This window comes from Arthrobacter sp. TMT4-20, from assembly GCF_054510775.1.
The window spans coordinates 107,533-128,178 of record NZ_JBTNDW010000005.1 but is presented as its reverse complement, the minus strand read 5'-3'; the positions used below and the strand labels follow the sequence as shown (position 1 = coordinate 128,178).

Genomic DNA, 20,646 nt, shown 5'->3' with positions numbered 1-20,646 from the left:
CCCCGAGGGTTAGATCCGCCGACTGCAAATCGGCGAACCTGACCCTCGGGGCAGTTTATGGCGTTCGGGGGTGGTGCTGGGCTACTGCGGAGGGCGGGTCATGGAGAGCACATCGAGGGAGTCGTCCAGCTGCTGCTCGGTGAGCTCCCCGCGTTCCACAAACCCGAGGGCGACGACGGCCTCCCGGACCGTGAGGCCCTCGGCGACGGCCTTCTTGGCGATCTTGGCTGCGTTCTCGTAGCCGATGTATTTGTTCAGCGGGGTCACGATCGACGGCGATGCCTCGGCCAGGAATCGGGCCCGCTCCTCATTGGCGGTGATGCCGTCGATCATCTTGTCGGCCATCACACGGGTGGAGGTGCTCAGCAGCCGCACCGATTCCAGCACGTTGCGGGCGATGACCGGGATGCCGACGTTAAGCTCGAACGCTCCGTTGGTGCCGGAGATGGCCACCGTTGCGTCATTGCCCATCACCTGGGCGCACACCATGATGACTGCCTCACAGATCACCGGGTTGACCTTGCCGGGCATAATCGACGATCCCGGCTGCAGATCGGGCAGCGCGATCTCGCCGAGGCCGGTGTTGGGCCCCGATCCCAGCCAGCGCAGGTCGTTATTGATCTTGGTCAGTGACACGGCGATGGTACGCAGCATCCCCGAGACCTCAACGAGCCCGTCACGGTTGGCCTGGGCCTCGAAGTGATCGCGTGCCTCGGTGAGGGGGAGCCCGGTGTCGCTGGCCAGCAGTTCGATGACCCGTGCAGGGAAACCGGCCGGCGTGTTGATGCCGGTGCCGACGGCCGTGCCACCCAGCGGTACCTCGGCCACCCGGGGGAGGGAAGCCTGGATGCGCTCGACGCCGTACCGCACCTGGGCGGCGTAGCCGCCAAACTCCTGGCCCAGGGTCACCGGCGTCGCATCCATCAGGTGGGTGCGACCGGACTTGACCACGGTCTTGAACTCGTCGGCTTTCCGTTCCAGCGATGCTGCGAGGTGTTCCAGTGCCGGGACCAGGTCCTTGGTCAGTGCCGACGCCGCGGCCACATGGACGGACGTTGGGAACACATCGTTGGACGACTGTGAGGCGTTGACGTGGTCGTTGGGGTGCACCGAGGTTTCGCTGCCCGCGGCGGCAAGGGCGCGGCTCGCCAGGGTGGCAATGACCTCGTTGATGTTCATGTTCGACGACGTGCCGGAACCAGTCTGGTAAATGTCGACGGGGAAGTCGCCGTCGTAGAGTCCCTGGGCCACCTCTTCAGCTGCGGCCTCGATGGCACGGGCGCGCTCGTCGTCGAGCACTCCCAGCTCGGCGTTGGCGGTCGCCGCAGCCTTCTTGATGCGGGCCAGCGCTTCGATGTGCGCGCGCTCAAGGCGGGTGCCGGAGATGGGGAAGTTTTCCACCGCGCGTTGGGTCTGGGCACGGTAGAGCGCGTTGACCGGAACCCGGACCTCGCCCATCGTGTCGTGTTCAATACGGAATTCGGCGTCGGATCCAGGCGATTGAGTCATGCGCCAATTCTCGCCGGTGGGGCTACAAGGCACCAAATCCTACAAGGCACCAAATCCGGAAACGATCTCAGCCTTGCCGTCCTCAAGCCGGTAGGTGACACCTATCACGGCTGTGGTGTCGTTCTCGACGGCGTCGGCGATGACCCGCGACGAATCGACCATGCGCTTGGAGGTCTGCTTGATGTGCTCAACGACCGTCGCGTTGATGTCCGTAACCCCGTTGCGTCGGGACGTGAGGACGGAGGGAGTGATCCGTTCCACCAGTTCGCGCAGGAAACCGGCGGGCATCTCCCCGGAGTCGATTGCGTCAATGGTCGCCGAGACGGCTCCGCAGCGGTCATGCCCAAGGACCACGATCAGCGGAACATTCAGCACGCTCACACTGAATTCCAGGGATCCCAGCACCGCGTCGTCGATGACCTGCCCCGCGGTACGCACCACGAAGATGTCGCCGAGGCCGAGGTCGAAAATGATCTCGGCGGCCAGCCGGGAATCCGAACAGCCGAAGATGACAGCGAAGGGGTGCTGGGTGTCAACCAAAGAGGCACGATGCAGCGCGTCCTGATTCGGGTGCGAGGAGCTGCCCGAAACAAAACGCAGGTTTCCGTCACGGAGGCGGGACCAGGCATCAACGGGGGTCAGTTCGTTATCCACGGCACAACCTTACGCCGGATCCAGCCCGCGATTGGACTCTAAGACGCGGCTAGATCGTCGAGGATTGCAGCGCCGAGTACGTCGAATTCAGCGAGATCGGCGGTACCGTTCAGAATCAGGGTGTACTCACCGGTCTCTGCGGTGAGGAAGGTGTCACCCGACGAACTGTCCAGCAGTTCCCAGTCGAGGGTGTCGATGGTGCGTTGGCCCGACACCTGGGCGCCGTCGAGCCGCTGCGCCGTCCAAGTGGGGTTGGCGTTGTCGGTCTGGGTGAGCTGGATGAACTGCCGCTCGGGGGTGAGATAGCCCACCTCCCAGAAGGGGACGCCGTCGCTGCCGCCGGTGTTCCAGCGGGCGAAGTTCGAGGTCCACCCTCCCGGCAGGTCGGGTGCCAGTGGAACATAGCCGGCAATATCCGCTGCCTCGGACGACACGTTCGGTACATCAATATCCCGGGCATAAGTCTCGGCCGTGTGGGTGGGATTGAACAGCAACACCGGCAGCACCAGGCCGAAGGTAGCCGCAATTGCTATCAGCATGCCGACGACTGTCGAGTTGGCGCGCTTCGCCTGCTTCGGCGTCAATACCGGCGTGACTGGCGGTTCAGTGTCGGGGCGCGCGTCGCCGTCGGTGGGGTGCTCTGTCGATCCGGGCTGGGGGGTGCTCACACATCCATTTTCCACCACTTGCGGGTGCGCACCTATTCGGGCCCCGCCGTCTCGTATCGTCGTCACGCATAGTGCGGGCAGACCAGCGGCCACTATGATTGCGGCAGGGGATAAGTCCCGCAGCTTTCGCCAGCAATGGCACAGCACCGCTTCGACGATGAGGATTGACGTGTCCAACAACGCCAAATCAGCCCAGTATTCAACGCTCTCCCGCTCGCTGGCGGTCGGCGACGACGAGCCGGACCGCAACCTCGCCCTGGAACTGGTCCGTGTGACCGAAGCTGCGGCCATCGCCGGTGGCCATTGGGTTGGGTACGGCGACAAGCTCAAAGCGGATGGTGCAGCAGTCGACGCCATGCGCTCGCTCCTGTCAACGGTCCACTTCAACGGCGTCGTGGTCATTGGTGAGGGGGAGAAGGACGAAGCCCCCATGTTGTTCAACGGCGAGCGGGTCGGAGACGGTAGCGGCCCCGAGTGCGACGTCGCTGTCGACCCGATCGATGGCACCCGCCTCACCGCGCTCGGCATCAACAATGCGATTGCGGTGCTTGCGGTCGCCGAGCGCGGCACCATGTTTGACCCTTCCGCCGTGTTCTACATGGAGAAGCTGGTTACTGGCCCGGAGGCCGCCGACATGGTTGATCTGCGCCTCCCCGTCAAGCAGAACCTGCACCTGATCGCCAAAGCCAAGGGCAAGTCGGTCAACCAGGTGACAGTGATGATTCTGGACCGCGACCGCCACCGTCCCCTGGTCGACGAAATCCGTGCCGCCGGTGCGCGCACCAAGTTCATCATGGACGGCGACGTGGCCGGAGCCATTGCGGCAGCCCGTGAGGGCACCGACGTCGACGCCCTGATGGGGATCGGCGGCACCCCCGAGGGCATCGTCGCTGCCTGCGCCATCAAATCGCTGGGCGGAGTGATCCAGGGCCGGTTGTGGCCCACCAGCGATGAGGAAAAACAGAAGGCCATCGACGCCGGTCACGACCTTGATCGGGTGATGTCCACCTCAGACCTGGTAACCAGTGACAACTGCTACTTCGCTGCCACCGGCATCACCGACGGCGATCTGGTGCGCGGTGTCCGTTACAACAAGGGTAAAGTCCTGACCCAGTCCATCGTGATGCGGTCCAAGTCGGGAACCATCCGCGTGGTCGACGGCGAGCACCAGGCCCACAAGTGGGAAAGCTACGCGCGTCTGAAGTAGGACGCCCGGCGGGTTCTCGATCAGCGCTAGGGTTGAGGGCATGACCCTTACTGTTGTGCAATGCGTCGACGAGTCCCGGTGGGACTCCGCTGTGAATGAGCTGCTGGGGCACCCCCAGCAGCTCTGGGGCTGGGGCAAGACCAAGGCCGCCCACGGGTGGAGCGTTGACCGGGTGCTGATGCAGGACGACGGCGTACTGGTGGGCTGCGCACAGGTGCTGCTCCGCAAGCTTCCCGTGCCGTTCAGGTCCTTGGCGTACTGCCCGCGCGGGCCACAGACAGTGCCGGGGCGCGAGGCCGACGTGCTGGGCGCGCTGGAAGTCTATGTCCGCCAGGCGCACCGGCCAGTGGCGTTGAGCATCGAACCCGACTGGGATGCCGATGCGGCTCCCGCCATGGCACTGCCGGCAGCCGGGTGGCGCAGCACCGCGAACACCATCCTGATCGGCCGTACCCTCATCCTCGACCTCACCCTCAGCGAGGATGAGCTGCTCGCCGGGATGAGCAAAAAGCACCGACAGTACATCAGGAAGTCCGGCCGGGAGGACCTCGAGTACCGGGAGGTGACCCGTGCGGAGTTGCCCCGGTGCCTTGCCGTCTATCGCCAGACTGCCGAACGGGCGGGGTTCGGCATCCACGAGGATCCCTACTATCTGGACATCTACGACAACCTTGGCAGCGCGTCGCCGGTGATCGCCGCTTTCCAGGGCGACGACGTCGTCGCGTTCCTCTGGCTGTCCGCCAGCGATCACACGGTCTTCGAACTCTATGGGGGGATGACTCCCGAGGGTGAACAGTTGCGCGCCAACTATGCCCTGAAGTGGTTGGCAATCCAGTCCATGAAGGAGCGCGGCGCGGTGCGCTACGACTTCAACGGGCTGCTCAACGACGGAGTATCCAAGTTCAAGATGGGCTGGGCCAAGCACGAGAACCAGCTGGCCGGAACCTGGGACAAGCCGCTCTCGCCCCTCTACCCCCTGTATTCCCGGGCAATGCCGTTGGCCCGGGACGGAGTGCGCCTCGCCCAGGCCACTGCAGCGAAGCTGAAGGCGAAGCTGCCGGGACGCTCCTAGGCTAGTTGGCGGTGACCTGACCGTCGGCCACGGCCCAGCGGGAGTCCAACCTGACATTCTCGAGCAGGCGGCGGTCATGGGAGACCAGGAGCAGCGCACCATCGTAGTTCTCGAGTGCTCCCTCCAGCTGTTCAATGGCCGGCAGGTCGAGATGGTTGGTGGGCTCGTCAAGCACCAGCAGGTTCACTCCGCGGGACTGCAGGAGGGCCAGCGCAGCACGGGTGCGCTCCCCGGGGGAGAGGCTGCCCACGGTACCGCTGACCTGGTCGGCCTTGAGCCCGAACTTGGCCAGCAAGGTGCGGACCTCAGCCCGGTTGAGGCTCGGGACCAGCGCTTCAAACGCATCGCCCAACGGTTCGGACTCCGCAAACACGCCGCGGGCTTGATCAATCTCTCCCACTGCGACGCTCGCGCCCAGCCCGGCGCCGCCGTCGTCGGGCACCAACTGACCCAGCAGCAGGGCCAGCAGGGTGGATTTCCCCGCACCGTTCGGCCCGGTAATCCCAATCCGGTCCCCGGCATTGACCTGCAGCGTGACCGGCCCGAGAGTGAACCCGCCGCGGCTGACGACCGCGCGGTTGAGGGTTGCCACCACCGAGCTGGAGCGCGGGGCGGAGCCGATGCTGAACTGCAGCTGCCATTCCTTGCGCGGTTCGGCCACCTGGTCGAGGCGGGAAATCCGCGATTCCATCTGCCGGACCTTTTGCGCCTGCTTCTCCGAGGATTCCATGCTCGCGCGCCGGCGAATCTTGTCATTGTCCGGGCTCTTCTTCATCGCGTTGCGGACGCCCTGGGAACTCCACTCCCGCTGGGTGCGGGCGCGGGAGACAAGGTCGGACTTCTTGTCGGCGAACTCCTCGTAGGCTTCCCGCGCATGACGTTTCGCGACGGCGCGTTCCTCAAGATACGCGTCGTACCCGCCGTCGTAGACGGCAACACTGCCCTGGGCCAGGTCAAGTTCCACCACCGTGGTGATGCAGCGGGCCAGGAACTCGCGGTCGTGAGAGACCAGGACAACACCGCCCCGCAGGCCCCGTACAAACTCCTCCAGGCGCGCAAGGCCAGCCAGATCCAGGTCATTGGTGGGCTCGTCGAGGAGCACGATGTCGAAGCGGCTGAGCAGCAGCGCCGCCAGCGCCACCCGGGCAGCCTGCCCGCCTGAGAGACCGGTCATCGGGGTGTCAGGTCCGAGCGTCAGGCCAAGCTCAGCCAGTACCTGGGGGACGCGGTCGGCGAGATCGGCGGCCCCACACGCCATCCAGTGGTCGAGGGCGGCCCCATAAGTGTCATTGGCTGCCTGGGTTCCGGAGGCCAGTTCGTCGGCGGCGGCTTCCATCGCCGCGGTGGCCGCCGTCGTTCCCGTCCGCCGACCGAGGTAGCCCCCGATGGTCTCGCCCGGAAGTCGTTCCTGCTCCTGCGGTAACCATCCGACAAACGCGTCAGTGGGGGTGGTGGTTACGCTGCCGCCGAGCGGGTCGTCGGCGCCGGCGAGGAGCCGGAGCAGCGTCGATTTACCCGCACCATTGGCGCCGACGACGCCGACGACGTCGCCCGGTGCCACCGTCAGATTCAGGCCGGAGAAAAGAGTGCGGTGGGCGTGGCCTCCGGAGAGGTCCTTCGCCACGAGGGAAGCAGTCACCCATCTATCTTAGGGACTCGGGCCGCAAGGGGCTGCGCTGCACCCCTGCGTCGCAGAAAAGTGGCTGGGCTACACTCCGGCCCGCAGATAAGTGGCTGGGGTGCAGATAAGTGGTGGGCCGACCACTCAGATGCGGGGAGGCCACTTTTCTGCGCCCCGGAGCCGGTGCAAGGTCCCAGGTGGTGGAGCTCAGCCGGCGAGAGTCACCGCGAAGGCGAGGGCGCCGTCGTCGTCCTGATCGGTGTCGGGCCCGGTACCGGCGGCGAGCTTGACCATGACGGGAGCCTCGTTGGCCGGGACGAAGGCACTGGAACCGCGAGGCACGAGCAGGTCGCCGCGAGGGGAGTCAAGGACGATGCTGCCCGAGACGGCCAGCACCAACACCGGACCGTTCTGGGCCAGGGGTACATCAGCGGAGGCCATTGAATCCGACCCGGCGCGGAGCTCAAGGCGTTGCAGGGCGAATTCGTCGAACGGCGGGCAGTACAGTTCCTGGCCAAGCCCCGTGTGCCGGACCTCGACGGCCGGCACGCTGACCGATTCGAAGCGCACCGTCTTCAGCAACTCGGGAACGTCAACGTGTTTCGGGGTCAGCCCACCCCGCAGCACGTTATCCGAGGCAGCCATCACCTCAATCCCCAGGCCGCTGAGGTAGGCGTGGACGTTCCCGGCCGGAAGGTAGATGGCCTGACCGGGATCCAACGACACCCGGTTCAACAGCAGGGCGACGAGGACGCCGGGGTCGCCTGGATAGTGGTCGGTGAGTTCGCGCACGGTCGCGGCGTCCCGGCCGGGTACCGATGCCAGCGCCGTCGCGACTGACTCGGCGGCCTGAGTGGCATCGGCCGTGGTCAGCAGACGGGTGAAGGCGCCACGGAGGGCCTCCCGCTGATCCGCTCCCCTGAGGTCGCTGACGACGTCGGCGAGTAGCGCGGGAGCGCTGGCCCCGGTTGCCTCGACGGCTGAGATCAACCGCTCGAACACGTCAGCGGCTTCGGACACGGGCCGGAACCCGCACAGAGCCTCAAACGGGGTGAGCGCCAAAATCATCTCGGGTTTGTGGAACCCGTCCCGGTAATTGCGGTGCGGAGCGTCGGCGGGTATGCCGGCAGCGTTCTCGGCTGCAAACCCGGCCGCAGCTTGGGTGCTGCTCGGGTGGACCTGAAGGGACAGCGGCGCCGCGGCGGCGAGGACCTTCAGCAGGAATGGCAGCCGGTCACCGAAACGCTGCACGGCTTCGTTGCCAAGCGCCCGCTCCGGGTCGGAGGCGATCAACTGGTCCAGGAGCTGGCGGGTACCGTCCTCCAGCACCACCTGGGAGGGTGAGTCTGGGTGGGCTCCCACCCAGAGTTCAGCTTCGGGCCCCCCCGAGGGGACCCGGCCGAGCAGCTCAGCGATAGCCGTCTCGGAGCCCCAGGCGTAGGGCCGCAGCGTGTTCTCCAGCAGGTACATGGCTGACTCGTTTCCTTAGGCGGGACTGCATTCCCCGTTGTTGTCCAACAGGGTGCTGAGGGTTGCAATATCCCCGATGGTGGCCAGCTGCTGCAGGTACTCTTCAGTAATTTCCGGGGCGGTCACCTGCGCGGGGACGATGGTTGGTTCCGCTGGTTTGAAGACCGACACCGCTGTGGCTGCCTCCAGTTCAGCTGGGACGGGTGCGTCTGCTGCCGGTTCGGCCCCGGTGGTTTCCGCCAGGGTCTGCTGCACCCGCTGATGGATTTCCTCGAACACCGGATAGGTGACGAAGTTGTCTGCCGCCGTGCCGAAGTCGGGTGGGCCGATAGTCAGGCGACGGGTTTCGTGGTTCTTCGCTTTCAGGGCAAGGTCGACGAAGCTCCCCAACTGGTCCAGGGGGATGTCGGTTTCGACGATGTCAGCGCCGGCACTGGCCAGATCCTCGAACCGGGTAAGGACGGTCGCCGGATCCAGTTGGGCGATCATGGCCTGCTGGACGCACTGCTGGCGGGCGATGCGGTGGTAGTCGGTGACGAACTCCCGGGATCGTGCGTACCAGAGCGCGTGGTACCCATCGAGGGTCTGCACACCGGGGGCAATCCACCCGGAGGGCGGATAGTGCCGGATCGGGTTGGTGCCGGGGATCTCTGCGGCGGTGATCGGAACCCACCCGCCAGCGTCGATGGTGATTCCGCCCATGGCGTCGATGACCTGGGAAAAGCCTTCCATGTCGACCAGGATGTAGGCCTGTACCTCGATCCCCAGGATGCCGCCGGCGGCATCCATCATCGCTTCCGCTCCCGGATCGTCGGACTCCGGGTAGAGGTCGGCATGGTCCTGGGCGACTATCGGGTAAAGGCTGTTGATAATGCATTCATCGCCGCAGTTGTACCCGTCCGGGTAGATCTGCCACAGGGGGGAATCCTCGGTGAACGGGGCATTCTGGAAGTTGCGGGGGATGCTGAAGGTCACTGTGGCCCCGGAAGACGCATCGACGCTGATCACCGAAATGCTGTCGGGCCGGCGTCCGGTCCGGTCCTCACCGGCGTCGCCGCCCATCAGCAGGAAGTTGTACCGCCCATCAACCGGATCGAATGCGGGCCCGGCCTGAAAGATGGAGCCGAAGGTGCCACGGCTCACATTGAGCAGATACGCGCCGTAGGCAAGGGATCCGCTGGTAACCACCATCAGTGCCACCAATGATCCGGCGACAACCGGACGCATAGATCGCTCCAGCAGAGGGGGCCTGATAATCCGCAGGGTGTTCAGGAAGAGAATGGCCCAGGACACGGCAAGTACCAGCAACACGATAATCAGGGCGAGTGACCACCACTGGTGGGTCACCGCGCTCACCAGTGCTGTCCGGTTGGTGACCGCGATAACGATAGCGGCCAACACCGCCAGCCAGACCGCGAAGGTCACCAGAAGCGCCCGCCGGCCCAAGCCCCGATCGCCGGCGACAATCTGCGCCGAGCCAGGAAGAACCAGGGTCAGCAACAGCAGGACGAAGGCGCGTTTGGTGCGTACCCTGGGTGTCGCTGACTCCGGGTAGCGAACCGGGTCGGTGAGCAACCATTGCCCCTCTGGGTCGGAAGCCTGGCTCATACGCCGCTCTCCTCGGGCAGGGTCGCTCGCGCCCGAAGGGCCGCACCCTTTTGAACGGCGGTCTCCCGCAAGCCGGCCGCAAAATCGACGAGCTCGCCCCGGAGGCGTTGCGCCAGGCTGTCCTCGCCGGCCGCAAGCATCCGCACGGCGAGCAGCCCAGCGTTGCGGGCACCACCAATCGAGACGGCGGCAACTGGCACTCCGGCAGGCATCTGAACGATCGACAGGAGGGAATCCATTCCGTCGAGGTACTTCAGCGGCACCGGCACGCCAATCACCGGCAGCACGGTCACCGAGGCCAGCATTCCGGGCAGGTGCGCGGCGCCGCCCGCACCGGCGATGATGACCCGCAGGCCCCGTTCCTGTGCCTGTTGCCCGTACGCGATCATTTCGGCGGGCATCCGGTGGGCTGAGACGACGTCGGCCTCGAAGGCGACCCCGAATTCGGTCAGGGCCTGCGCCGCCCCCTCCATGACCGGCCAGTCCGAATCCGACCCCATGACGAGCCCTACCAACGGATTATTCACGCGTTTTCCTTCCGGGTCTTTGAACTGGCGGGCCCATTCCGGAGAATAGCCGCAGTTCGCTCCGCCCGGTTCCGGACGGTTTCGAGGCTTTCGCCTGCCAGAGCCACTGCATTGACGTGGCCGATCTTGCGGCCGGGCCTCACATCCTTGCCGTAGGAATGAATTTTCGCAGCTGGTTCAGCCGCCAGGGCCGCGGGATAGGCGCTAAAGAGATCAACGTTGTCGCCACCGAGATAGTTCTTCATCACTGTCACGGTACCCAGCGTTCGGGTGTCGCCCAGGGGTAGGTCAAGGACCGCGCGAAGATGCTGCTCGAATTGTCCGGTGACTGAGCCGTCCATGGTCCAGTGGCCGGAGTTGTGCGGGCGCATGGCCAGCTCATTCACCATGAAGCCGGTATCGGTGCCCGGGGTCTGGAAGAGTTCGACCGCCATTACTCCGGTCACCCCCAACTCATCGGCGATTCTGAGCGCGGCCGCACCGATCGACGCCGCAAGGTCCGCGGGGAGGTCGGCAGCGGGCGCTATGACTTCATCGCAGACCCCGTCCACCTGGATCGAGTGAACGACCGGCCAGGCCCGGGAGGCCCCGGACGGGGTACGGGCCACCAGGGCCGACAGTTCACGGCTGAACTCGACCTTGGCTTCGGCGAGCAGCGGGCTGCCCTGGAACCACGCGGCGGCGCGGTCGGCGTCGGCCGGTGTGTCGAGGACCATGACGCCCTTACCGTCGTACCCACCGCGGGGGGTCTTCAGGACCACAGGCCACCCAATCCGGTCCCCGAAAACGCACAGTTCCTCGACCGAAGAGACCTCAGCCCACTCAGGATTGGGGAGCCCCATCCGGTCGATGGCGCGGCGCATCACAATTTTGTCCTGTGCGTGGGCGAGGGCCTCGGGCTGCGGTTGCACGTTGACGCCGTCGGACTGCAGCGCCCTGAGCAGGTCGCCGGGGACGTGTTCGTGGTCGAAGGTCAGCACATCCACACCGCTGGCAAAGTCCCGGAGATCGTCGAGGTTGCGGTAGTCACCAATGGTCGAGGAGGCGACAGCGGCTACCGCCGAGACGTCAGGGCCTTCGGCAAGGACACGGAGGGTGAAGCCGAGCTGGACAGCGGCGGGGGCCATCATTCGGGCTAACTGGCCGCCGCCAACTACGCCTATTACTGGGAAAGTCACGTATTCAGGGTACCCACTGCTCGGCGGTGCGCTGGTATGCGAAGCCTGCGCCGGGAGGGTTTCTAGGAATCTCCCATGCTTGACGGCTAAAATAACTCACTGGCCGTTATGCATGGAGCATGGTGGTACTTCATTCACGATTGCATGTCCGCGATCAAGGTGAACCAGTCATGCAACCGGACCGCGGAGGGTCATGTTTTCCAGAGTGGCAGAGCGTATCAGGGGCCTAGCCTCCCTGTTCTGGCGAGAGGTCGCCAAGTTTGGTGCTGTTGGCGGTGTGGCGTTTGTGATCGACAACGGACTGTTCTGGTACCTGATCCACGGCCCCATGGCAGACAGCGAGGTCAAGGCGCGTTTCGTCTCCGCGTCAGTCGCTACCGTTTTCTCCTGGATCGCCAACCGTTACTGGACCTTCAGGCGCCGCAGGCAGGCCAACCCGATGCGCGAACTGACCATGTTCGTGTTCATCAACGTCATCGGAATGGGAATCGCAGCGGGCTGTGTCTGGATCGCCAAGTATCCGCTCGACATCACTGACCGACCCACCCTGTTCTTTGCCGGGATCGTCGGCACGGTGCTCGCCACGATCCTGCGCTTCGTCGCCTACCGGTTCTGGGTGTTCAACGTCGAACTCGACGAGGACCCCGCCTTCAGCCACGACCGTGAACTCTTCGGCCACCCCGACGAAAGAAGCACTGATGGGCAAGTGAGCGAGACAAGCGGCGCTCCGGCGGGACCCAGGATTGTCGATTCGCTGGACAGCCCGTCGGGGGACCCTACCCTCCCACGCGATCAGTAACGCGCTCGCTAGCCAGCAGTTTCTCGGTCAGTTCGACACCCGGGTCGACGACGATCAAGGTGCCCCCGGTGGTCCAGCAGTGCACTGCTGCGGCCAGAGCCGTCTCCAGCGGCAGGTCTGCCGGCACCAGTAAAACGCCGGCGGGCGTCCAGCCGCAGGCGGAGGCGCGATCGAAGAGGACCTGCATGCCCAGCCCCATGCCATCCTGCTCCACGGCCAGCCGGTCTGCATCAGCTGGCGGAAGATCGAGGAACTCATCCCCATAGCTGCGGACCTCGGCGGCATAGTCGACCGCCCCGGCCGGGAGCTGCCCTGGCCACTTCAGGTCGAGCGCGCCGAGAGCTACCAGCACCAGAAGCTGGGTTGGTTCGGTTACCGTCGCGGCGTCGGAGGAACTCACCACTATGTCCACCGGCTGGTCCGATCCGGCGGAGCCGTCGACTGGTATGGCCCCTACCTGCCAGCAGGCCAGGGCCCATACGAGGGTTTTCCAATGGCCCGGCAGCTGCAGCGCAACCCGGGTGCCAGCGGTGGCGTCCAGTTCTTCGACCAGGAGGTTGGAGGTCTTGGCCACCCAGTTGTCCAGTACTCGGCCGGAGAGCTCGATCCGCTCACTGCCCGGCCCATACCAGATCAGGCGCGGAGCCGACGGGTTCACCGTGCGGAGTTGATTCATGAGCTGGGGGACTGGTGTGGCTGAATCCATGACCGGTTGGGGCCTTCCTGGCGAATTTTATTTTTCCGTATTTTCTGGCTGATTTTCCTGGCAGGGACGAATCGCCAGTGCCGCGGGGGACACGCCGCCGCCATCGTGACAAACTCTCAGCGTGGCGTGAACGGGTTCCCGGGAAACAACTCTATAAGATTCCTCCCAGCGCTTGACTGAATACGTATTACACGCGTGTAATTAGGTATCGGAAAGTTCCAGCACATCGGATACTTGGGCCGCATGCCTCTCGCAAAACACCTTTTTGCTCAGCAGTCGTGCCTGAATCCACCACAGTAGCTGCTGGAGCGGCAACACCGGGAGGGCTGACATGGGACAGGCAGAGAAGGTCCACGACCGTACGACCATCGAGGCACAGGCATCGGCTCGTTACGGATCACGTGGGGTGCCGAGCGACTGGTTTGTCGATCCGGCGGACCCTGATGCGGCTGAACGTTACCGGCGTAGCACCGAGAGCTCGCTGGAGGATCAGGCCACTGCCTTCCTGACGGCGCACGAGGCCCTGGCTGATGACCCCAGCGAAGTTGAACTGCCTGATGCGCCAGCCGATCCGATGCCCTCCGATCTATTGGCCCCCGAACGCATCTCGTCGCCGTCGAGGCAGGCACCGGCGCGCGGCGACCAGTCGGTGTGGATTGGGCTCCCCGGGATTGGCCAGGACTTCGACGACGAGGGTGAGCTCGGCTGGCAGGCTGACTCGCTCTGCGCGCAGACAGACCCTGAAGCGTTCTTCCCTGAAAAGGGTGGTTCCACCCGCGACGCCAAGAAGGTTTGCGGTGCCTGCAACGTGCGGTCGCAGTGCCTTGAGTATGCACTCGCCAACGACGAACGTTTCGGCATCTGGGGTGGGCTGTCCGAGCGCGAACGGCGCCGGTTACGAAAGCGAGCGGTCTAATTCTGCAGCACCCCCGCGTCACAGCCGTTGTGGTTACCCACAACGGCTCAGCTTTTCTTCCAGCCACCATCGCGGCACTTAGAGCACAGCGGTACCAGCCCAACTTCGTCGTCGGCGTCGACGCCGGGTCCACTGACGATTCGGCGTCGATCCTGCAGTTGGAGCTTCCGGTCGGCAGCCCAGTGGTCGGCTCGGCGGCGAGAGCCGGTTTTGGTGCAGCAGTCCGGGTAGGTCTCGCCGAGGTTCCCTCGCGATCCACCGCCGACGACACCCACGAGTGGATCTGGCTACTCCATGACGATTCGGCGCCCGAGCCGAACGCCCTTGATGAACTCCTGCTCGCCGTCGAGCGCGCTCCCTCGGTCACGGTGGCCGGTTCGAAACAGGTCGAATGGGACAACCGTCGAAAGATCATCGACGTCGGTCTGTCCATCAGCCGCTGGGCCGAACGGGTGACCTTGATTGACGTCGATGAACTTGATCAGGGCCAATACGATTCGCGGAGCGACGTCTTTGCCGTCAACTCAGCGGGCATGCTGGTCCGCCGTGATGTTTGGGAGGCGCTCGGAGGTTTCGACCCGGCGCTCCCCGGTACCGGCGACGACGTCGACTTCTGCTGGCGTAACCGGCTGGCCGGGCACCGCGTGGTGGTCGTTCCCAGCGCGGTCATGCGCCACGCCGAACCGCGTCTGCATCCCACCGCCGGCCAGCGCGCCGCCCGCAAGGCTGAGGTCTATCTGCGGTTAAAGCACGCGACGCTGTGGAAGATCCCGTTCCTCGCGGTCGGCGCGGTGATCGGTGGGTTCGGCCGGCTCCTCATGGGCCTGTTGGCCAAGGACCCGGGGTATGGGTTCAGCCAGTTGTTCGCGAGCATCGCCGCAGTGCTCCGCCCGGTTGACCTGTTCAGGTCCCGGCGCCGGGTAGCCCTCACGAAGAAGCGCCCTCGCAGTGTGGTGCGGGCGCTGCGCACAAGCCGCCGTGAAGTCTGGTCCCACCGCCGCTCGGTGCTAGAGGCCTTCTCCGCTGAGGGTCATCTCAGCGAGCAGGCCATTGCCGACGAGCAAAGCACCTACATCCCGTCAGGCGACGCCGCCGAAGATTTCAGCTCACTCGTCGCACCTTCCCGCACCTGGGTTGGTGTCGGAGCGGTTGCCGCAGCGCTGGCCCTTGCCGCTGTCTCAGTGGTCGCGCTGTACCGGTTCATCGGTGCTCCCGCGTTGGCCGGGGGAGCACTCCTGCCGGTCTCCACCAGCATGGTCGATATCTGGCAAAACGCCTCGACCTGGTGGATCACCCTGGGTTCAGGCATGTCGGGACACGGTGATCCCTTCGGCTATGTGCTGTGGCTGCTGGCCGCCCTCGGCCTGGGTAACGGAAACGCTGTGCTGGTCACCCTGATGCTGCTGGCCCTGCCACTCGCCGGGCTGTCCGCATGGTTCGCCACCGGAGCGTTGACCTGGAGCAGGGGACTGCGCTTTTGGGCCGCGTTTTTCTGGGCAGCAGCACCAGCGCTTCAGGTGGCGCTGGGCAGTGGCCGGCTGGGTGCGTTGATCGCACACCTGCTCCTGCCACTGGCTGGGCTGGCCCTGCTCCGTGCAGTCGGGGCCGCTCGGGCGCCGCAGCTGGGCGCCCACCTGCAGCCTGGCGACAGGACGCATCCCAGTGCTGTGCCAAGTTTTCCCGCTCACGACGCCGACGACGCGTATGCCCGTCGTCGCCCCGTCGAGGTGATGCTGAAACCAGGCATCAACGGGGTGCCCAGTTGGACCGCCGCGGCTACTGCAGGGCTCCTGCTGGCGGTGATCACAGCTGGCGCGCCTTCGCTGCTCCCACTCCTGGCGGTAGGGGTACTCGGCGCGATGCTGTTGCTGCGTCGCCGGGCGAAAACCCTGTGGTGGTCCTTACTGCCACCCCTGGCTCTGTTCGTTCCGTTCATCGCCTCAACCACAAACCAGCTACGGGCCGTTCTGGGCGATCCGGGTGTGCCGGTTCCCTTCGTCGGGGCTGAACTGTGGCAGCAACTGCTGGGCTACCCGGTTGCCTTCGAACCGCTGGCCCCGATCGCAGCGCTGCCCTTCCTTCCTGACGGTCCGTGGGCGTTGCTGGTAGCACTGCTCGTTGGCGGGCCGGCAATCCTGCTGGCCGTTGCAGCCCTGTTTATCCCCGGCCGCGGGACCGCGATGGCTTTGGGGCTCTGGCTTCTTGGCCTTGGAGCATTGGTGCTCACCACTGTCCTGTCTTTTGTCGCAGTGTCAGTGGGGTCCTCGGCGCTGATCACCCCCTTCACCGGCCCTCTCGTCTCGGTGTTGATGCTCGCCATCGCCGCAGCCGCCGTGATCGGGGGAGACAAGGCGATCTCCGCCCACCAGCTACGGACCGCTCGTCGCGCCCGGGCCGACGCCACCGCACCGCGACGACGGACCGGCCCTGCGCTAGTGGCCGCCGCCGTCCTCCTCGCACTCGGTCCGGCGGTGAGTCTGGCGCTTTGGGCGGTGCCGTCACCAGCCGACAGCGTTGCTGCCGCGACCACGGATCCGGCCGCCGGCGCAAGCGATTCCGACCTGCCGGGTACCCGCTTCGGCGCCGACATGCTGGTCGCACCCAGCACCGAACGCACTCTGCCCGCGACCGCTGCCGACCGTGGGAACAGTTCAGAGCGCACCAAGTCCCTGGTCCTGAACGTCGACGGCAGCAATAACGTCAGCGCCGCCCTGATGCGCAGCGGCGGCACCACCCTCGATCAGCTCTCGCAGCTCTATTCGGCCCGCGGCCTGTACGGCCCACTGGGGTCCGCAGACCTCCGCGAGGACGACGAGGCGACCGCCGCCATCAGAAGCACCGTCGCGGTCATCGTGGCTGGCTCCGGGTACGACCCACGGGAGGAGCTCAGCCAACTGGGGGTGGGGTTCGTGGTGTTGCAGCAATCGGACTCGGCGGCGGAAGTACTTGCGGGTCAGATTGACTCAGTGCCCGGACTCGTCGCGGTAGGAAATACCAACTCCGGTTGGCTCTGGCGCGTGGTACCCCCCTCGAGTGAGGAAAACGTGGCAGCGCCTGTGACCCCCACGGTTGAAGGCTCGACCACCGGAGCGCGCGCGCGGATCGTGGAGGCCGACGGAACCACCTCAGTAGTAGTCGATTCAGGGCCCGCGACTGTCACCTCGATCATTCCGGCTGGCTCGGCGGACCGCACCCTGGTGCTGGCCGAACGCGCCGACGCCGGCTGGCAGGCCACCCTCGATGGGCGTGTCCTTGACTCAGTTGAATCCGGCTGGTCCCAGGCATTCGCCTTACCGGCAGACGGCGGCAGGGTCGAAGTCAGCTACGAGACACCCTGGGAGCCGTGGGCTGCGATTGGCTCTGCCCTCGTGATCGGACTCACCGTTCTGCTGGCGATCCCCATGCCATCGCGGCCACGATTCGTGCGGGCCTACCCCGGGCGTCGCGGCCAGCCGGTCGCACTGGTCCCGCCTTCGGCCGATGAATCTGAGGATGAAGCGGCGGATACCGTGTCCCCGGCGGACGGTGGATCACCTCACCTCGGCGAGTCATCCAGCCCCGGCGAAACAGCCCGGCTCGGCGAAACACCTGACGAAGTATCGATACTCAGCGGAAGGGGACGGTCATGACCGAACCGGGAGCTGAAATCGAGCCGGCGTCACGACCGCGGATCAAGCGGCGGCGGGCCGGTGCCGGTACACTGCGGCGGGCTGTCGGAATAGGCGCGGGAGTTCTCCTGGTCGGTACCAGCGGCGCGCTGGTGGCCGGCGTCGCCGTCCTCGACCCAACGGGTGCTGCGGCCCAATTCCCCATCCCGGTCGCTGAGGTGCCAGCGGGCGAGTACACGGGCGTCTGCCCGGCGCCGCCGCGGCTACTCGAAAGCGATGCGGCGCTCGCTGACCCGGAGTTCAGTCCTGCATCAGAGTCGGCTTCCACTACGGTCAGCGGCATGGTGCTGAGCAGCCTCGGCGGGAACCTGCCTGGCAGCATGCTAAGCCCGCTGGGCTCAGGTGAGGCCCTGGCCACCATCGCGACAGGTGAGTCGGACGAATCCGGGGCAGGCGCGGTCCCGGAGGCCGTGACCAACGAGGACGGGCTGACCAACCGGACGGCGGGGGTCCTTACCGACCAGACAGCCGACGGGGTCAGCGTCTTTTCGGCGCAACCGGTGGGCAGCCAGCCTGCCACCGCCGGGGCGGTCACGAGTTACACCGCCACTGACGGTGATTTGGGTGGCCTGGCGATTGCCCACTGTAGAGCGCCCAGCAGCGACTTCTGGATTCTTGGCGCGTCCACCACGGTGGGCGCCACCGCAGTCCTGAATCTCTCGAACCCGTCGGGCACCCCTGCCACGGTCGACCTTGAGCTGTACGGGACCGATGGGCCGGTCGAGTCGGGGGGTACCCGCGGGTTACTCATCGCTCCCGGCGCCACCGAGTCGATCGTGCTCGCTGGTCTCGCCACCGATCAGGACCAGCTGGCGGTCCGCGTGCTGAGCGACGGCGGTCGAGTGACCGGCAGCATCCAGCAGAGTGTCTTGCGGGAACTCATCCCCGGCGGTGTGGAGCTTCTCCAGCCAGCGGCTCCTGCAAGCAATACCCAGGTCATCCCGGGGGTGCGGGTCCAGGATGAGGATATTGCCGACGAGATCAGCGCCCAGGACGGCTATGAGGCTGCCACCCCAGCAGTCCAGATCGTTGTCCCGGGCAGCACCGACGCGGTTCTGAATGTCAGGGTCTACGGTTCGGGGGGCGAGGTTGAGCTTCCGGACGGGGGAGTGCTCACCGCAACTGCCGGTGCCGTCACTGGTGTGTCGCTCGAAAGTCTTCCGTCCGGTGACTACACGGTCGAGGTCACCTCCGACGTGTTGATTTCCGCCTCAGCCAGAGTAAATCGGGGTGTGGAGGCCGGGGAACCCGTCGATTTCGGGTTCGCCCCATCCGGAGCACGCCTCGGCAACACCCAGGTGGCAGTGTTCCCCAGCGGGTCCCGAGGCGCGCTCGCGTTCGGTGCACCCTCGGGTCGGTCTGAGGTTCAGCTCACTCCGGTAAACGAAGACGGAACTCTGCAGGCCGAGCAGACAGTCAGCGTGGCTGGCGGCACCACAGTGAGCGTGGAAGCAGCGGATCTCGGGGACGACGTGGTGGCGGTCCTGATTGGGGCGTCGGGTGATCCGGTGTACGGCGCCCAGATGCACCAGATGGATGGCGAAGCAGGGATCTCGGTGACATCGCTACCTCCCGGCAGCGCCGGGCAGCTCAGTGTGCCGGTCAACCTGGGATACTGAGTTCTACACTGGCTCGGATCAGGCGCCTCAGGATCAGGCGCGGGAACGCCCGTAGGCTGGGTCCACGGCTTCGGGCGTCATCCCCAATAACTCTGCGGTCTGCTCCACTACCACGTCGTGGACCAACTCGTTGGGAGCAATGAAGCCACCCGCGGCCAACTCAACCGGGTGCCGGTAGATGATGATGGTCGGCGGCCGGTTTGGGGCGGCGGGTATGGCGGTGCCGAGCAGGCCGCGCAGCGATTGCGCGGTCATCGTTTCGAGATTCGCCGGAATGTCCTGGACCACCATTTGCAGATCGAGGATGCGCTCTCCCCATAGTCGTTCCAACCGCTGGGCCGATTCCATCACCCATTCGTCGAACCGTTCAGATCGGCTGCGCGAGCCGGGAAGGTGCGGTGGGATCATCGGCCCGCGAAGGCCCCGGCCGTGTCTGTTTCTCCGACGTCGGCTGAAACTCGGGCCGCGATGGGCGGACCCTCTGGCATCGTCTGGGTCGGTCAACTGCACAGAGAATGTTGAACTGTCCCGCATGTACTGACTGTAAACCCATTGGGCCCCAATGTAAGGTTTTGATGGGCCAACCGGGCCCTTAAATTCGAGCGGTGCCTAAAACAGGATCGGAATGGGACGCAGCGGGTCCGGTGAGCCGAATCAACGCCGCGCTGACCTGTGCCATGATCCCCGCCTTTGAAAGGCCGAGCGGGTAGGCTCACTAGTCGTGGGATCCCTTCGAACTTGTTCACGCTCTGCCTGTGAGCGCGCCGCCGTCGCGACGCTCACCTTCGTGTACTCCGATTCCACTGCGGTCCTTGGTCCACTGGCCACCTACGCTGAACCCCATTGTTACGATCTGTGTACCTCCCACGCCGAACGACTGACCGTTCCCCGGGGCTGGGAAGTAGTCAGACTCGCCCTGCCATCGACGCCGCAGGAACCCCACCCCGACGACCTCGTTGCCCTCGTCAACGCCGTCCGTGAAGCTGCCACCGACCGCAACCAGGACACTGGCCCCGTGATCCGCGGCAACAAGGGAACCCTTGAACCACCCGCTGGTGCAGCCGGCGCACGACGCGGGCACCTGCGCATCCTCCGCGAACAGTAGAATCCTCGCGGACAGAAGCCGAGGCGGTCCCGGGGCAAATCACGGTTCTGCCTCCGCCACGCCCGCGATAAGCTTGGTTCATGAGCCCCATATCGCCTGATCTGCTTGCTGTGGTCCGCTGTCCCGTCACTGGCTCAGCGCTGGTTGAAGAAGGGGAGTTCCTGGTTTCCTCTGTGACCGACAGCACAGGAAACCCGGTGCAATACAGCATCGACGAGGGCATCCCGGTGCTCCTCCGCCCCGAACTACTAGTAGCAGCCACCGAGGCCGGCTCCGACGAGCACGACGGGCCAGTCGCAAATTAGTCCCAGTGCAGCAC

18 protein-coding genes are annotated in these 20,646 nt (G+C 65.5%); 8 read left to right on the top strand and 10 right to left on the bottom strand.

What is annotated here, in order from left to right:
- Window positions 1-81: 81 nt before the first annotated feature.
- From ACX80Z_RS06865 to ACX80Z_RS06855, 3 genes are read right to left on the bottom strand one after another with little or no spacing between them, the layout of a single operon-like run.
- Entirely contained in the window at window positions 82-1,509 is a 1,428-nt protein-coding gene (locus ACX80Z_RS06865; RefSeq protein WP_019483653.1) for a class II fumarate hydratase, read from the bottom strand.
- A 39-nt stretch (window positions 1,510-1,548) separates the two neighbouring features.
- Complete coding sequence (locus ACX80Z_RS06860) at window positions 1,549-2,163, bottom strand: carbonic anhydrase (RefSeq protein WP_019483652.1); 615 nt, start codon at window positions 2,161-2,163, stop codon at window positions 1,549-1,551.
- A 38-nt stretch (window positions 2,164-2,201) separates the two neighbouring features.
- Window positions 2,202-2,831 carry a DUF4245 domain-containing protein gene (locus ACX80Z_RS06855; RefSeq protein WP_459315370.1) on the bottom strand — a complete coding sequence of 210 codons (630 nt, stop codon included), beginning with the start codon at window positions 2,829-2,831 and terminating at the stop codon, window positions 2,202-2,204.
- 157 nt (window positions 2,832-2,988) lie between these two features.
- Between ACX80Z_RS06855 and glpX the strand changes: the two genes are divergently transcribed.
- The gene (glpX, locus tag ACX80Z_RS06850) at window positions 2,989-4,038 is read left to right on the top strand and encodes a class II fructose-bisphosphatase (protein ID WP_035747578.1); all 1,050 of its coding nucleotides are present in this window, start codon (window positions 2,989-2,991) and stop codon (window positions 4,036-4,038) included.
- A 40-nt stretch (window positions 4,039-4,078) separates the two neighbouring features.
- The gene (locus tag ACX80Z_RS06845; RefSeq protein ID WP_459315369.1) at window positions 4,079-5,110 is read left to right on the top strand and encodes a lipid II:glycine glycyltransferase FemX; all 1,032 of its coding nucleotides are present in this window, start codon (window positions 4,079-4,081) and stop codon (window positions 5,108-5,110) included.
- A 1-nt stretch (window position 5,111) separates the two neighbouring features.
- Here ACX80Z_RS06845 and ACX80Z_RS06840 read toward each other — a convergent pair whose 3' ends face one another.
- The 5 genes from ACX80Z_RS06840 to ACX80Z_RS06820 all read right to left on the bottom strand — a co-directional run bounded on the left by ACX80Z_RS06840 (window position 5,112) and on the right by ACX80Z_RS06820 (window position 11,514).
- On the bottom strand, window positions 5,112-6,749 hold the full coding sequence (locus ACX80Z_RS06840) for an ABC-F family ATP-binding cassette domain-containing protein (RefSeq protein WP_459315368.1): 1,638 nt from the start codon (window positions 6,747-6,749) through the stop codon (window positions 5,112-5,114).
- Window positions 6,750-6,938: 189 nt separating this feature from the next.
- The gene (manA, locus tag ACX80Z_RS06835; RefSeq protein WP_459315367.1) at window positions 6,939-8,201 is read right to left on the bottom strand and encodes a mannose-6-phosphate isomerase, class I; all 1,263 of its coding nucleotides are present in this window, start codon (window positions 8,199-8,201) and stop codon (window positions 6,939-6,941) included.
- 15 nt (window positions 8,202-8,216) lie between these two features.
- On the bottom strand, window positions 8,217-9,809 hold the full coding sequence (locus tag ACX80Z_RS06830; protein WP_459315366.1) for an LCP family protein: 1,593 nt from the start codon (window positions 9,807-9,809) through the stop codon (window positions 8,217-8,219).
- Window positions 9,806-10,309: a 5-(carboxyamino)imidazole ribonucleotide mutase gene (purE, locus tag ACX80Z_RS06825; protein ID WP_459315413.1), complete on the bottom strand. Its 504-nt coding sequence runs from the start codon at window positions 10,307-10,309 to the stop codon at window positions 9,806-9,808. The genes ACX80Z_RS06830 and purE overlap by 4 nt, the downstream gene beginning before the upstream one ends.
- 23 nt (window positions 10,310-10,332) lie before the next feature.
- The gene (locus ACX80Z_RS06820) at window positions 10,333-11,514 is read right to left on the bottom strand and encodes a 5-(carboxyamino)imidazole ribonucleotide synthase (protein WP_459304410.1); all 1,182 of its coding nucleotides are present in this window, start codon (window positions 11,512-11,514) and stop codon (window positions 10,333-10,335) included.
- A 193-nt stretch (window positions 11,515-11,707) separates the two neighbouring features.
- Here ACX80Z_RS06820 and ACX80Z_RS06815 point away from each other — a divergent pair, with 193 nt between their 5' ends.
- Complete coding sequence (locus ACX80Z_RS06815; RefSeq protein WP_019483643.1) at window positions 11,708-12,313, top strand: GtrA family protein; 606 nt, start codon at window positions 11,708-11,710, stop codon at window positions 12,311-12,313.
- Here the strand turns inward: ACX80Z_RS06815 and ACX80Z_RS06810 are convergent.
- Window positions 12,291-13,019, bottom strand: a complete 729-nt coding sequence (locus ACX80Z_RS06810; RefSeq protein WP_459315365.1) for a TIGR03089 family protein — start codon at window positions 13,017-13,019, stop codon at window positions 12,291-12,293. The two genes, ACX80Z_RS06815 and ACX80Z_RS06810, sit on opposite strands and share 23 nt — an antisense overlap.
- Before the next feature lie 331 nt (window positions 13,020-13,350).
- Here ACX80Z_RS06810 and ACX80Z_RS06805 point away from each other — a divergent pair, with 331 nt between their 5' ends.
- The 3 genes from ACX80Z_RS06805 to ACX80Z_RS06795 are packed head-to-tail and all read left to right on the top strand — an operon-like array spanning window position 13,351 to window position 19,222.
- Window positions 13,351-13,935 carry a WhiB family transcriptional regulator gene (locus tag ACX80Z_RS06805; protein ID WP_459315364.1) on the top strand — a complete coding sequence of 195 codons (585 nt, stop codon included), beginning with the start codon at window positions 13,351-13,353 and terminating at the stop codon, window positions 13,933-13,935.
- Window positions 13,881-17,564: a glycosyltransferase gene (locus ACX80Z_RS06800; protein WP_459315412.1), complete on the top strand. Its 3,684-nt coding sequence runs from the start codon at window positions 13,881-13,883 to the stop codon at window positions 17,562-17,564. The genes ACX80Z_RS06805 and ACX80Z_RS06800 overlap by 55 nt, the downstream gene beginning before the upstream one ends.
- Window positions 17,561-19,222 carry a DUF5719 family protein gene (locus tag ACX80Z_RS06795; RefSeq protein WP_459315363.1) on the top strand — a complete coding sequence of 554 codons (1,662 nt, stop codon included), beginning with the start codon at window positions 17,561-17,563 and terminating at the stop codon, window positions 19,220-19,222. Before ACX80Z_RS06800 ends, ACX80Z_RS06795 begins: the two co-directional genes overlap by 4 nt.
- A 33-nt stretch (window positions 19,223-19,255) precedes the next feature.
- Here ACX80Z_RS06795 and ACX80Z_RS06790 read toward each other — a convergent pair whose 3' ends face one another.
- Entirely contained in the window at window positions 19,256-19,570 is a 315-nt protein-coding gene (locus ACX80Z_RS06790) for a metallopeptidase family protein (protein ID WP_051317646.1), read from the bottom strand.
- 373 nt (window positions 19,571-19,943) lie between these two features.
- On the opposite strand from ACX80Z_RS06790, the gene ACX80Z_RS06785 reads away from it, so the two are divergent.
- Together ACX80Z_RS06785 and ACX80Z_RS06780 are read left to right on the top strand one after the other, a co-directional pair.
- Window positions 19,944-20,327 carry a DUF3499 domain-containing protein gene (locus tag ACX80Z_RS06785; RefSeq protein ID WP_024476376.1) on the top strand — a complete coding sequence of 128 codons (384 nt, stop codon included), beginning with the start codon at window positions 19,944-19,946 and terminating at the stop codon, window positions 20,325-20,327.
- 80 nt (window positions 20,328-20,407) lie between these two features.
- Window positions 20,408-20,632 carry a Trm112 family protein gene (locus ACX80Z_RS06780; protein WP_019483636.1) on the top strand — a complete coding sequence of 75 codons (225 nt, stop codon included), beginning with the start codon at window positions 20,408-20,410 and terminating at the stop codon, window positions 20,630-20,632.
- Window positions 20,633-20,646: the final 14 nt, after the last annotated feature.

What these genes read in the sequence shown, in the direction of transcription:
- ACX80Z_RS06865 (WP_019483653.1), bottom strand. Translation starts at nt 1,509, where the DNA reads ATGACTCAATCGCCTGGATCCGACGCCGAATTCCGTATTGAACACGAC.
- glpX (WP_035747578.1), top strand. Translation starts at nt 2,989, where the DNA reads ATGAGGATTGACGTGTCCAACAACGCCAAATCAGCCCAGTATTCAACG.
- ACX80Z_RS06845 (WP_459315369.1), top strand. Translation starts at nt 4,079, where the DNA reads ATGACCCTTACTGTTGTGCAATGCGTCGACGAGTCCCGGTGGGACTCC.
- manA (WP_459315367.1), bottom strand. Translation starts at nt 8,201, where the DNA reads ATGTACCTGCTGGAGAACACGCTGCGGCCCTACGCCTGGGGCTCCGAG.
- ACX80Z_RS06830 (WP_459315366.1), bottom strand. Translation starts at nt 9,809, where the DNA reads ATGAGCCAGGCTTCCGACCCAGAGGGGCAATGGTTGCTCACCGACCCG.
- purE (WP_459315413.1), bottom strand. Translation starts at nt 10,309, where the DNA reads ATGGGGTCGGATTCGGACTGGCCGGTCATGGAGGGGGCGGCGCAGGCC.
- ACX80Z_RS06815 (WP_019483643.1), top strand. Translation starts at nt 11,708, where the DNA reads ATGTTTTCCAGAGTGGCAGAGCGTATCAGGGGCCTAGCCTCCCTGTTC.
- ACX80Z_RS06810 (WP_459315365.1), bottom strand. Translation starts at nt 13,019, where the DNA reads ATGGATTCAGCCACACCAGTCCCCCAGCTCATGAATCAACTCCGCACG.
- ACX80Z_RS06805 (WP_459315364.1), top strand. Translation starts at nt 13,351, where the DNA reads ATGGGACAGGCAGAGAAGGTCCACGACCGTACGACCATCGAGGCACAG.
- ACX80Z_RS06795 (WP_459315363.1), top strand. Translation starts at nt 17,561, where the DNA reads ATGACCGAACCGGGAGCTGAAATCGAGCCGGCGTCACGACCGCGGATC.
- ACX80Z_RS06790 (WP_051317646.1), bottom strand. Translation starts at nt 19,570, where the DNA reads ATGGAATCGGCCCAGCGGTTGGAACGACTATGGGGAGAGCGCATCCTC.
- ACX80Z_RS06780 (WP_019483636.1), top strand. Translation starts at nt 20,408, where the DNA reads ATGAGCCCCATATCGCCTGATCTGCTTGCTGTGGTCCGCTGTCCCGTC.